Raw genomic sequence first — 12162 nt, 5'->3', positions numbered from 1 at the left:
GGTTATAATGAAAATTGCATTTATCGCCCATGATAAAAAAAAGGATGACATAATTGATTTTGCAAGAAGATACAAGGATATTTTTGAAGAACATGAACTGTTTGCAACGGGTACTACTGGAAGGCTCATAAACGAAATTACAGGATTAAAAGTTCACAGATTTCTTTCAGGACCACTTGGCGGGGATCAGCAGATAGGCGGGAGAGTTGCACAGGGGGATATCGATATGGTATTTTTCCTCAGGGATCCGCTTACTGCACAGCCTCATGAGCCTGATGTAGCCGCATTATTGAGGATATGTGACGTACACAGTGTACCACTTGCCACTAATCTGGCTGCGGCAGAGATATTTGCAAAGGTAATAGGCATGCATTCTCAAAAATAGTAACAAATAACGTGTAACCAGTAGTTTAGTGCATTGTAAATACTAAATTACTGGTTATTGTTTTGGTCATAATTCAGTACAATTTGAAATATATATAGTTTATGTATCAATCATATAGAAGGGTGATAAGTTTTGGGATATTATAATTCACAGTATGAGGATTATTATAATCGATTGAAGGGAAATGTAAAATATTCGCCAAATTATAATAAAATCGTCAGACAAAATATTAAACCTACCAGAGTTGCCTATATTACAAGGCGTATTATAAGAGATTTGATTGGAGTTTTAGTATTATCCGTAGTTGTAGTAGGCTGCAGAATTATATCAACGCCTCAAACTAAAGCTGTATATAATTATTCTAAAAAAATAGTGAATCAAACCTATGATTATACTAAGCTAAGGCAAAATCTGAATCAGGTTGATCTAAAAACTGTAGAGGATAAAGCAAAAAATATAATCGGCAGATTTCAAATCAACATACCGCAGTAAATAGTTGAGGACTGATTTTGTGATAAAAATAAGCAGATACTTTATTCCTTATGTAATATTTTTAATTATCATAGGTTATAGAGGTCAGATTGTTTATACCTTTATAATAGTTTTCTGCCACGAGTTAATTCATTATTTGGCTGCCAGGCATTATAAGTTTTCCGGATTTGACATAGAGTTTATAATTGTGGGAACCGTGATAAAGTTAAAGGACCTGGATGAAGCTACCAAAGAAGAGGACATCATTATTTCTTCTTCAGCACCTATAGGCAATCTGTTGTTTTCCATAGTATTTTATATATTGCATGAAAAATTTGAAGTTCAGATATTTTATATGCTTTTTTCTATAAATCTTGCTATAGGTCTATTTAATTTAATACCGGCATTTCCACTGGATGGTGGAAGGATTTTGAGAAGCCTGTTGAATTTTAGAATTGATTACAGAAGAGCAAATAAAATTACTATTGTTATAGGCATTATTATAGGAATTATATTAATGCTTATTTATGTAATAAGCTTTCTAAAAGGATACAGGATCTTTAATATTGGAATTATAGGATTATTTATAGTTGTGTGTTCACTTAGAGAAAATGAAAGGACATCATATATAATTATGGGTGATATTATCAAGAAGAATTATAAATTTTTAAAAAGAGGGTACATGGAAAATAGGAATATTTCCATACATCATAAACAGGACCTGCTTACTGCAATGTCTCTTTTTGACAAGAACAAGTACAACATCTTTACTGTGCTGGACGATTACATGAAAATTGTAGATATTGTGTACGAAGAAGAGATAATAGAGGCACTTAAGGTATATGGAAACATAACTTTGGAGGAATTTTTAAAAGCAAGTGACAATCATATCATTTAAAAAGAATTAGTGTTATGTTAGAATATAGAAATGTACTTAAGAGGAGGATTTTAATGAACAGAATTTCTGATGATATATTATTCAAGGTAGAAAAACCTGCCCGCTATATTGGAGGAGAAATGAATTCCTGTATAAAGGACAGCAAAAATATAGATGTTAGATTTGCGTTTTGCTTTCCCGATGTATACGAGGTTGGAATGTCACATCTTGGAATGAAGATATTGTATTATATTTTGAATAGCAGAGAAGACACTTATTGCGAGAGGGTTTTTGCACCCTGGCCGGATCTTGAAAAACTTATGAGGGAAAACAATATCCCATTGTATTCTCTGGAAAGTAAGGATCCTATCAGGGATTTTGATTTTATAGGATTTACTCTCCAGTATGAAATGAGTTATACGAATATATTGAATATGATTGATCTGGCAGGACTGCCTGTAAGAGCATCTGAAAGGGGAGAGCATGATCCTCTGATAATATGCGGGGGGCCCTGTGCCTATAACCCTGAGCCTCTGCATGATATAGCGGATATATTTGCAATCGGGGAAGGCGAAGGACAGCTTCAGGAGATAATTGAGCTTTATAAAAAATATAAAGGAGGAGGCAGAAAAGGCGAATTCCTAAGAGAGGTATCTCACATAGAAGGAGTATATGTACCTTCACTTTATACAGTGGAATATAATGAAGATGGTACTTTGAGACAATTCAAGCCAATATATGAAGATGTGCCTTCTAAAATTAAGAAGAGAATAATACCGGATTTGAATGCTGTACCTTATCCTGACAATCTCATAGTTCCATACACCGATATAGTGCATGACAGGATAATGCTTGAGACTTTCAGAGGCTGCACCAGAGGCTGCAGATTTTGTCAGGCAGGTATAATATACAGGCCTGTAAGGGAAAAGAGAGTGGATAAACTTATGGAACAGGCGGATAAACTCATAAAAAGTACAGGTTATTCCGAAGTTTCACTCACCTCTCTCAGCATATGTGATTATTCTGATCTCAAAAATCTGGTGCATGGGTTTATAGAAAAATATAAAGATTATAAGATAGGATTGTCCCTCCCATCTCTCAGAATAGATTCTTTTTCTGTAGGACTTATAAATGAAATACAGAAAGTAAGAAAAACAGGGCTTACTTTTGCACCTGAAGCAGGAAGTCAGAGAATGAGGGATGTTATAAACAAAGGGGTAAGTGAACAGGATCTGATGAGCTCCGTAAGAAGTGCATTTGAGTCCGGATGGTCAACTATAAAGCTGTATTTTATGATTGGGCTTCCATATGAAACAAAAGAGGATATAGTAGGTATTTCAGATTTAGCCGGCAAGGTTGTGGATGAATATTTTTCCGTACCAAAAGAGAAGAGGAAAAAGGGACTGAAGGTAACGGTAAGTACTTCCATATTTGTACCAAAACCTTTTACACCTTTTCAGTGGTCACCCCAGATAAAAATGGAAGATGTAAAAGATGAAATACAATTGATCAGGAAATCAATAAATAAAAGGCAGATAAATTACAGCTGGCATGAAAGTCCCGTAAGTTATCTGGAAGCTGTATTTGCACGGGGGGACAGAAGGGTCTGTGATGTCCTGGTAGAAGCTTTCAAAATGGGAGCAAAATTTGACGGATGGTCCGAATATTTCGATTTTGACATATGGATGGATGCATTTAGAAAGTGTAACATAGACGGAGATTTCTATGCCTACAGGAGAAGGAATTATGATGAAATTTTACCCTGGGACTTTATAGATGTTGGAGTAGATAAGGAATTTTTGATAAAAGAAAATGAAAAGGCAAAAATGGCTGAAGTAACTCCGGACTGCAGATCAGGGTGCAAAAATTGTGGAATAAATGCAAATCTGGAGGTGAAGTGTTTCAGTGATTCGGTATTTAATTAAATTTACAAAAGAGAGCAGTGTAAAGTTTATAGGACATCTGGATGTTATGAGAACTATACAGAGAATGATAAGAAGATCCGGATTGCCTGTTCAGTATTCCAGGGGATTCAATCCACATATAAATATGTCTATTGCACAGCCGCTTTCTGTAGGAGTTTATTCCTGTGGAGAATATATGGATATTTCTTTTGAAAGGGAAATGGAAGAAGATGAGATAATAGGAAGATTAAATGAAAATGCACCTTTAGGATTGAGAATACTTGAAGTAAAGCCGATAAAAGATAATCCTGACGGAAAGATATTCAAATCAATGGCTGAAGTATATGCTGCAAGATACATAATAAAAATTAAATATGTGGATACATCCAACCTGGTGTCAGATATGAACGAACTTATGGAAAGAGATGTATGGAAAGCCATGAAAAAGACCAAAAGGGGAGCAGCTGAAACCAATATAAAGAGGTTTGTAAAAGAAATGAGTTACAAACTTGAGGATGGTATTCTTATATTGGATACGGTAATAAGCTGTGGCAGCAGAGATAATCTGTCGGCAGGACTCCTGGCTGATTATATACTGAAAAATACAAGGGAATTCGATAGAAATGCTTTTATTGATATAATGAGAAAAGAAATGTACGGAATGTATAATGATGAACTGATACCTCTTATAAGGGAAGTGGAATTTTGAAATATATTTTTATAGACAGAAATAGGGAGTTTTTGAGAACTGCAATTATGGAAAATGGTGACTTGAAAGAAATTTTCTTTGAAAAAAATGATGAGGCCTATCCCGGAGAAATGTATAAGGGTATTGTGAAGAATATAGTACCAGCTATAAAATGTGCTTTTATAGATATAGGAAAAGATAAAAATGCATATATGTATGTTGACAGCAGATTTAAAAATATTGGATTCAAAAAGGGAGAAGAACTTCTGGTTCAAGTTGTAAAAGAAGATCTCGGGAAAAAGGGCCCTAAAGTAGTTAGCTCTATTTCTATGCCGGGTAAATATTGTGTACTGAACAATTTTAGTGGGGAAATAGAATTTTCAAGAAAAATACTGGATAATGAATTCAAGGATAGAATAATAAACAATCTGAAACTGCCTGAACGTATTGGAATTAAAGTAAGAACAGATGCTCAAAATATATCGGTTGATGTTATACAAAATGAATTCAATGAATTATATGAAACGTATAAAAACATAATTAGAAAAAGCGAGTATGCATTGAAGCCGGGGCTGATTTTTAATGGCGGAGGACTTGTGGAAAAAATTCTGAGAGACAAACTAAAAGGACATGATTTCAAAATATATGCCAGTGACGGATCTGACTATGAAAATATAAGGCGATTCTTAAAAAAATATAATTATGATGTTGACAATGTTGAATTTTACAATGAGAGTGGTAAACTGTTCAGCTTCCACGATATTGACAGCAAAATACTGGCCCTGAGAAACAGAAGAGTCTATTTGAAATGCGGCGGATACATAGTTATTGATAGAACTGAAGCAATGTATGTCATAGACGTGAATTCAGGGAAAAATGTGAAGAACAGATCCATGGGGAAAACAGTTTTCACTACAAATTTTCAGGCTGCAGAAGAAATTGTAAGACAGATAAGGCTTAGGAATTTAAGTGGAATTATATTGATAGATTTTATTGACATGGATAAAATTGAAAACAAGCGAAAGATTATAGATATATTGAATTCGGGGTTCGATGATGACAGCAACAAAACCATAGTATATCCTTTTACTGAATTGAATTTGGTTCAAATAGCAAGAAAGAGATCTGGAAGACCTATAAGCGATTATATAGACGAGGATTGCGCTTATTGCAGAGGAATGGGGCACAGGATAAAATTATCATATATGAGCATGCTTATTGAAAATGAGATAGATAAAATAAATGAAATGAATATACATATTCAAATCGGGAATAATTATAAGAATGATATTGAAGAAAATGTGAGTTCCTTTCTAAAAGATATAGGAGGAGAGGAAAAAAACATATATCTGACATATGGACATGGAGAATACTTCAAAATAGAACCGCTTGTGTTTTCAAGCCAGATAGATGAACTTGAGAAATTTAAACTTCAGGTGTAAATTTGAGCTCAGAACTTTACAAAGAAGGCTATCTGTGCTAAAATACCCTTTGTAGACCGCGCGAAATAGGTTGAAATGTAGAAATTTGTTTTCTGCATACCTTTTAGGCGAGACTGGATTGAGGAGGTGTTTTAATGTACGCAGTTGTAGTTACAGGAGGAAAACAGTATAAGGTTTCAGAGGGAGACGTTATATATGTTGAAAAGCTAAATGCCGAGGTTGACTCGACAGTTGAAATTGATGATGTACTTGCAGTAGGCAAGGAAGATGGAAACTTAGTTGTAGGAAAACCCAAGGTAGATGGTGCTAAAGTAAGTGCCAAGGTTTTGTCTCATGGCAAAAACAAGAAGGTAATTGTATTTAAATACAAGAGAAAATTGGATTATAGAAAAAAACAGGGACACAGGCAGCCATATACCAAGTTACAGATAGAAAAAATAGATGCTTAATCATGATTAGGGCAGAATTTAGGCTCAAATCTGATAATTTGGTTTCAGTTGAACTGTCAGGACATGCAGATTCCATAAACAGCGGTTATGATTTGGTTTGCTGTGCGGTTTCTGTATTATCTCAGAGCATACTGATTGGGTTGACAGAGGTATTGGGGCTTGAAGTTGACTATTCCATAGAAAATGGATTCCTGAGTTTTTCTCTGGAAAGTATGTCAGAGGATGAAATAGAAAAATGTCAGGTGCTCATGAGAACGATGCTGCTTGGTTTAAAGAGAATAGAATTAAGTTATGGCAAATATATAAGTACATATGTGGAGGAGGTGTGATTTATGATTATTATGGATCTTCAGTTGTTTGCCCATAAAAAGGGAATGGGTAGTTCAAAAAATGGTAGGGATAGTGAATCCAAGAGATTGGGTGCCAAATCTGCAGACGGACAGTTTGTCCTGGCAGGTAATATATTGGTTAGACAGAGAGGAACAAAGATTCATCCAGGGAATAATGTTGGAAAAGGTTCTGATGATACCCTCTTCGCCAAAGTAGATGGTATAGTAAAATTTGAAAGATTAGGCAAAAGCAGAAAAAAGGCCAGCGTATATCCTTTACCAGAGGAAGAATTAGTAGCTGAGTAATATTTATGAGGCACCCGTTTAGAGGGTGTCTTTTTAAATCTAGAGTAAAAGGGAGTGATACAACATGTTTGTAGATACGGCGAGAATATTTGTAAAATCCGGAGATGGCGGCGATGGAGCCATATCCTTTAGAAAAGAAAAATATGTTCCACTTGGTGGGCCTGATGGCGGAGATGGGGGTGACGGTGGAAGTGTTATTTTAATAATTGACGAAAACAGCACAACTCTTCTGGATTTTACCTATAGAAAAAAATACAAAGCTGAAAAAGGCGAAAATGGTTCCGGCTCAAAATGTTTTGGAAAAAAGGGAGCTGATTTATATATAAAGGTTCCCATAGGTACTGTGATAAGAGATGTGGAAACCAATAAAATAATGGCGGATCTTTCTCATAAAGGCGATAGATATGTGGTCGCAAAAGGAGGAAGGGGAGGAAGAGGAAATGTGAGGTTTACAACTTCTACGAGGCAGGCGCCTGAATTTGCAGAACCGGGTATGCCGGGAGAGGAGAGGTATGTTTCACTTGAACTCAAGCTTCTGGCGGATGTGGGACTGGTGGGATTCCCGAATGTTGGGAAGTCAACTTTGCTGTCTGTTGTAACCGGGGCAAACCCCAAGATTGCAAATTATCATTTTACAACACTAAAGCCAAATCTTGGTGTAGTTGATATGCCGGGTATTGATGGCTTTGTAATGGCAGATATACCAGGGATAATAGAAGGAGCCTCTTCAGGTACAGGGCTTGGACTTGAATTTTTGAGACATATTGAGAGAACGAGGATTCTTATACATGTTGTGGATATATCCCAGATAGAAGGTAGAGATGCTTTTTATGATTTCATGAAAATAAATGAGGAACTAAAAAAATATGATGTAAAACTATGGGATAGACCTCAGATAATTGCTGCAAACAAATCAGATATGATGTATGATAATGATATATTTGAAAATTTTAAAAACAAGGTATCTCAATTGGGATACGACAAAGTATTTAAAATATCTGCTGCTACAAGACAGGGTGTTGAAGAACTTATGAAAGAGGCAGCCAGAATGCTTTCCGAAATACCCGTAAATGATATGAAAATAGATGAAAGTGAAAAATTCATGCCAGAGCAAAAACGATTTACCTATACCATAAGGAAAGAGGAAAATACTTTTATTGTTGAAGGAAGCTTTGTAGACAGATTGCTTGCCAGTGTAAATGTAAATGATTATAATGAGCTTAGATATTTCTATAATGTATTGAAGAACAAAGGGGTAATGGAAGAATTGATTCAAAAGGGAATTAAAGATGGAGATACGATAAGGTTAAATGATTTTGAATTTGAATATATGGTATAATTTTATTGAAAGAGGTAATACATGATTAAAAAAGCTATTTTTGGTGGTACATTCGATCCTATACACAATGGTCATATACATATAGCCTATGAGGCATTGTATAAATTGAGCCTGGATGAAGTAATATTTATGCCGTCCGGGAATCCACCGCATAAGTTGGGAAATGACATAACTGATGCTGCTGTAAGGTATAAAATGGTTACAAAAGCTGTAGAAAAGGAACGCAAGTTTGTAGTTAGTGACTATGAGATAAACAGCAATAATTTAAGCTATACTTATAGAACATTGGTTCACTTTAATAAAGTTGAAAAAGATACAGAATGGTATTTCCTTACAGGTGTGGATTGTCTTATGGATGTAGAAAGCTGGAATGATCCAGGTGGTATATTCAAATTATGTAAGTTTATAGTATTTAATAGACCTGGATTTGATATGGATAGTGTGAGGATTCAAAAAGAAAGTATTGAAAAAAAGTATTCAACTAATATTATGTTTCTGGATGCCCCTCTTCTGGATATATCTTCTACTCGAATAAGGGAAAGTGTAAAAATGGGTAGAAATATAAGCTACCTTATTCCGGAAAGTGTCTATGATATAATAAGAGAATACAGACTTTACAGATAAAATTAAATAATTTATTGTTTTGGAGTGATTAAAGAAAATGTGGGATGAGGGAGAGATAGACAGGTATTTAAAGACAAACCTGAAAGTGACGAGGTATGAACACAGCTTGGGTGTCAGCAGTACGGCAGTAAGACTCGCAAAAATTTATGGAGCCAATGTTTCAAAAGCCAGAGTTGCAGGACTCATTCACGATTGTGCCAAATGTATGTCCGACAGTGAGCTTATAGATATTGCCGAAAGGAATGGAATTATAATAGATGAGGTTTTGGATGAAACTCCTAATTTGCTTCATGGACCTGTAGGTTCTATAATTGCCAGAGATAAAATGGGAATTCATGATGATGAGATACTGAATGCCGTGGCATATCATACTACGGGAAAAGAAGATATGAGCCTGATGGAAAAGATAATATATGTAGCAGATTATATTGAACCCATGAGGGATTTCCCGGGAGTAGATAAAATAAGGGAAGATGCAGTGGATAATCTGGATAGGGCACTGCTTGATTCATTCAATAATACTATAAAACACGTTATTGACAAAAAGCAGCTGCTGCATTTAAATACTATAAAAGGTAGAAACTATTTGATTTCTCAATACAAATATCAATATAAATGAAATGGAGGGCTTTTTATGAAAAAGGAAATAATAAGTACTAAAAAGGCACCAGCAGCCGTAGGACCGTATTCACAGGCCGTTAAAGCTGGAAAATTGCTGTTTGTTTCAGGACAGATACCATTGGATCCTGAAACAGGAGAATTGGTCACAGGGGATGTAAAAGCAGCAGCTGAAAGGTCACTTGAAAATATCGGGGCAATTTTAAAAAAAGCAGGGTTATCTTTTAAGGATGTTGTAAAAACTACAGTATTTATAAAAGATATAAATGATTTTGCTGCAGTCAATGAGGTTTATGCAAAATATTTTAAAACTGACATGCCAGCGAGATCATGTGTAGAAGTAAAACTTCCCAAGGATGCTCTTGTGGAAATAGAAGTAATAGCATTGGCAAGTTAGTTTTAGGTTAAATGGGGGCGTCTGTGCCCCCGTTGTGAAATAAAAAGAGGGGTAGATCATGTCAGGACTCAACGAGTTGTTTTTCAATGTAGAACAAGGTGAAGAGGGACTAAAATTAAGGGAATATCTTAGAAAACGCAAGAAGCTGTCTGGAAGACTGATAAAAGGTGCAGCTCTGGATGGAAGAATTAAGGTAAACAATAGAAGGGTAAAACTGAACTATGTACTGAAATTCAGGGACAGGGTGTCGTTGAATCCATTCAAGGAGGAAAGTCAGTATATAGAACCAGAGAAAATGGATTTGGATATAGCATATGAAGATGAAGATGTGATAGTAGTGAACAAGAGACCGGGTATGGTCGTTCACCCCACAAAGAGTTATCAGAGCTGTACTCTGGCAAATGGGCTTCTCTATCATTTTAGAGAAAATAATGAAAAATGCATAGTGCGGTTGGTGAGCAGGCTTGATATGGATACTTCAGGGCTTGTAATAGTTGCCAAGAATCAATTTGCACATATGGCGCTGGCAAGAGACATGAAATGCAGCAATTTTGAGAAGAGTTATATTGCAGTGGTACATGGCAATATGACAAACAAAGAGGGAATTATAGATATGCCCATATACAAACCTGAGGAAAGTGGGATAAAGAGAATAATAGATGAAAAGGGACAGAAAAGTATAACAAAATATAATGTGGTTAAAAGTTTGAAACTTGGAGATATAGTAAGATTGATTTTGGAAACTGGGAGAACCCATCAAATCAGGGTGCATTTGAGCAATATAGGTTATCCTATTTTTGGAGATACACTTTACAGTGAATACAATGATTGTGATTATATAAACAGGCAGGCGCTTCATGCCTATAAGGTAAAATTTCCACATCCTAGAACTGGAAGGGTAGTTGAACTGGAAACGGATATCCCAAATGATATTAAAAATCTAATTAAAAAGATAAGTTGAAAATACAGTTTCTCAACTTATCTTTTGTTTTTATATAGATATGTATTTTTTTATTACGATAATTGCTATACCTATCAATGCCAATAAGGATGCAATTATAATGGCATATTGAGTATTATCCATATGTAAAAGCTGAATGGGATGTTGATTGAACATGGTTTTAGCAGCATGGTCTACATTGCTTACAAGTTTTAGACTACCGATAGTGGTGCCATTGAAAGAGATAGTGGCTTCTTCTACAGTATCTCCAGCTTTAAATGATTTCAAATTCAATGCCTTGTCTTTTAAATTTAATACCGGTGTGGATCTGTCGTCGATACTTCTAGTGTAATAAAAATCTGATTCGGCCATTAATGGAATTGACAAATCATCTTTTGTATAAGTAGTTACCAGATCACCCTTTGAGTAAAGTTTTTCAAGCTTGAAATTGTTAAAACCATAGTTGAACAGTGATATGGCATCGGGGAAGAAAGTCTTGTTCTTGTCATGAACCAGGGCTACAATCAATTTATGACCTCCATGTGTAGCTGCTGCTACATAGGAGTGAAGTGACTGTATCGTATAACCTGTCTTTCCTCCAAGGGCTCCTTCATAGTAATACCGGGATTGTTTTTGAACCAATTTGTTCTCATTCCATACAGTTCTCGGACTGCTTGATTTATTAGTAGGTTTGATTGTATATGAAAGTGTAGTGGCTATTTTAGAATATTCAGGGTTATTCGTTAACTTATTCATAATAATTGCCAGATCCCGTGAAGAAACCTTGTGATTTTTATTGAACAAACCACTTGGATTTTCAAAGTGGGTATGGGAAGCACCCAATTCTTTTGCCCTTTTATTCATTTGTCCTACAAATTTATTTAAAGAACCACCTGTATATTCTGCAAGTGCTTCTGCACAGTCATTATCTGAAGCGAGTAACAAACCATATAGCAGATCCCTCACCTTTAATTTTTCACCTTCAATTAATCCGAGCCTTGTTCCATCTACTCGAGGGGGATTTTTGCCAACGGTTACATAGCTGTCTAGATTTCCTTTTTCCAGTACCAGAAGTGCAGTCATTATTTTGGTTGTGGAAGCTGGAGGATAGGCTGAGTCAGGATTTTTCGAATATAATATTTTGCCGGTATTTGCATCTAAAAGTACTGCACTGTCTGCTGAAACTGAAGGAGGTTTTTCTTTAGCATAGACAGTTATTGGGCTTATGTAGTTGATAAGCAATAGACACGATAGTGCAAATATGATTAATTTTTTCATTTTTTCCTCCCTAAACAATAATCTATTATATTATATCAAAAAAATATAATAGATGCGACATAATTTCTTTTTATTGTCAATAATTATAAATAACTAGTGTAAATATATATTTTAA

At 35.3% G+C, this 12162-nt stretch carries 15 protein-coding genes; 14 read left to right on the top strand and 1 reads right to left on the bottom strand.

Going from position 1 to position 12162, the window contains the following annotated elements; all coding sequences use genetic code 11:
• Nucleotides 1-7: 7 nt before the first annotated feature.
• The 14 genes from mgsA (at nt 8) to LKE46_RS10640 (ending at nt 10790) form a co-directional block, all read left to right on the top strand.
• On the top strand, nt 8-385 hold the full coding sequence (gene mgsA / locus LKE46_RS10705; RefSeq protein ID WP_291721793.1) for a methylglyoxal synthase: 378 nt from the start codon (nt 8-10) through the stop codon (nt 383-385).
• 132 nt (nt 386-517) lie between these two features.
• A complete protein-coding gene (locus tag LKE46_RS10700) occupies nt 518-877 on the top strand; it encodes an endopeptidase (protein WP_291721789.1) in 360 nt (119 codons plus the stop codon).
• A gap of 19 nt (nt 878-896) precedes the next feature.
• Nucleotides 897-1754 carry a M50 family metallopeptidase gene (locus tag LKE46_RS10695; RefSeq protein WP_291721786.1) on the top strand — a complete coding sequence of 286 codons (858 nt, stop codon included), beginning with the start codon at nt 897-899 and terminating at the stop codon, nt 1752-1754.
• A 53-nt stretch (nt 1755-1807) separates the two neighbouring features.
• Nucleotides 1808-3658: a TIGR03960 family B12-binding radical SAM protein gene (locus LKE46_RS10690; RefSeq protein ID WP_291721783.1), complete on the top strand. Its 1851-nt coding sequence runs from the start codon at nt 1808-1810 to the stop codon at nt 3656-3658.
• Nucleotides 3639-4346 carry a TIGR03936 family radical SAM-associated protein gene (locus tag LKE46_RS10685; protein ID WP_291721780.1) on the top strand — a complete coding sequence of 236 codons (708 nt, stop codon included), beginning with the start codon at nt 3639-3641 and terminating at the stop codon, nt 4344-4346. The genes LKE46_RS10690 and LKE46_RS10685 overlap by 20 nt, the downstream gene beginning before the upstream one ends.
• A complete protein-coding gene (locus tag LKE46_RS10680; RefSeq protein WP_291721778.1) occupies nt 4343-5767 on the top strand; it encodes a ribonuclease E/G in 1425 nt (474 codons plus the stop codon). Before LKE46_RS10685 ends, LKE46_RS10680 begins: the two co-directional genes overlap by 4 nt.
• 134 nt (nt 5768-5901) lie before the next feature.
• A complete protein-coding gene (gene rplU, locus LKE46_RS10675; protein WP_291721776.1) occupies nt 5902-6216 on the top strand; it encodes a 50S ribosomal protein L21 in 315 nt (104 codons plus the stop codon).
• 2 nt (nt 6217-6218) lie between these two features.
• Nucleotides 6219-6545, top strand: a complete 327-nt coding sequence (locus tag LKE46_RS10670; RefSeq protein ID WP_291721774.1) for a ribosomal-processing cysteine protease Prp — start codon at nt 6219-6221, stop codon at nt 6543-6545.
• A 3-nt stretch (nt 6546-6548) separates the two neighbouring features.
• A complete protein-coding gene (gene rpmA / locus LKE46_RS10665; RefSeq protein WP_291721772.1) occupies nt 6549-6851 on the top strand; it encodes a 50S ribosomal protein L27 in 303 nt (100 codons plus the stop codon).
• Nucleotides 6852-6915: 64 nt separating this feature from the next.
• Complete coding sequence (gene obgE / locus LKE46_RS10660) at nt 6916-8190, top strand: GTPase ObgE (RefSeq protein ID WP_291721770.1); 1275 nt, start codon at nt 6916-6918, stop codon at nt 8188-8190.
• A 21-nt stretch (nt 8191-8211) separates the two neighbouring features.
• Nucleotides 8212-8814: a nicotinate-nucleotide adenylyltransferase gene (gene nadD / locus LKE46_RS10655; protein WP_291721768.1), complete on the top strand. Its 603-nt coding sequence runs from the start codon at nt 8212-8214 to the stop codon at nt 8812-8814.
• Nucleotides 8815-8851: 37 nt separating this feature from the next.
• Nucleotides 8852-9433 (top strand): bis(5'-nucleosyl)-tetraphosphatase (symmetrical) YqeK, encoded by a 582-nt coding sequence (gene yqeK / locus LKE46_RS10650; RefSeq protein ID WP_291721765.1) that lies wholly within the window; start codon nt 8852-8854, stop codon nt 9431-9433.
• Between the two features lie 15 nt (nt 9434-9448).
• Nucleotides 9449-9829 (top strand): RidA family protein, encoded by a 381-nt coding sequence (locus tag LKE46_RS10645; RefSeq protein WP_291721760.1) that lies wholly within the window; start codon nt 9449-9451, stop codon nt 9827-9829.
• A gap of 58 nt (nt 9830-9887) precedes the next feature.
• Nucleotides 9888-10790, top strand: coding sequence for an RluA family pseudouridine synthase (locus LKE46_RS10640; RefSeq protein ID WP_291721757.1), 903 nt, complete (start codon nt 9888-9890; stop codon nt 10788-10790).
• Nucleotides 10791-10820: 30 nt separating this feature from the next.
• Here the strand turns inward: LKE46_RS10640 and LKE46_RS10635 are convergent, their stop codons facing one another.
• Nucleotides 10821-12047 (bottom strand): D-alanyl-D-alanine carboxypeptidase family protein, encoded by a 1227-nt coding sequence (locus LKE46_RS10635; protein WP_291721754.1) that lies wholly within the window; start codon nt 12045-12047, stop codon nt 10821-10823.
• Between the last annotated feature and the right edge of the window lie 115 nt (nt 12048-12162).

The organism is Clostridium sp., assembly GCF_022482905.1.
GTDB lineage: Bacteria > Bacillota > Clostridia > Clostridiales > Clostridiaceae > Clostridium_B.
This window is presented reverse-complemented; position numbering and strand designations above follow the sequence as displayed.

Coding starts and splice junctions, on each gene's coding strand:
- mgsA (WP_291721793.1), top strand. CDS start 8: ATGAAAATTGCATTTATCGCCCATGATAAAAAAAAGGATGACATAATT.
- LKE46_RS10690 (WP_291721783.1), top strand. CDS start 1,808: ATGAACAGAATTTCTGATGATATATTATTCAAGGTAGAAAAACCTGCC.
- rplU (WP_291721776.1), top strand. CDS start 5,902: ATGTACGCAGTTGTAGTTACAGGAGGAAAACAGTATAAGGTTTCAGAG.
- LKE46_RS10670 (WP_291721774.1), top strand. CDS start 6,219: ATGATTAGGGCAGAATTTAGGCTCAAATCTGATAATTTGGTTTCAGTT.
- rpmA (WP_291721772.1), top strand. CDS start 6,549: ATGATTATTATGGATCTTCAGTTGTTTGCCCATAAAAAGGGAATGGGT.
- obgE (WP_291721770.1), top strand. CDS start 6,916: ATGTTTGTAGATACGGCGAGAATATTTGTAAAATCCGGAGATGGCGGC.
- nadD (WP_291721768.1), top strand. CDS start 8,212: ATGATTAAAAAAGCTATTTTTGGTGGTACATTCGATCCTATACACAAT.
- yqeK (WP_291721765.1), top strand. CDS start 8,852: ATGTGGGATGAGGGAGAGATAGACAGGTATTTAAAGACAAACCTGAAA.
- LKE46_RS10645 (WP_291721760.1), top strand. CDS start 9,449: ATGAAAAAGGAAATAATAAGTACTAAAAAGGCACCAGCAGCCGTAGGA.
- LKE46_RS10640 (WP_291721757.1), top strand. CDS start 9,888: ATGTCAGGACTCAACGAGTTGTTTTTCAATGTAGAACAAGGTGAAGAG.
- LKE46_RS10635 (WP_291721754.1), bottom strand. CDS start 12,047: ATGAAAAAATTAATCATATTTGCACTATCGTGTCTATTGCTTATCAAC.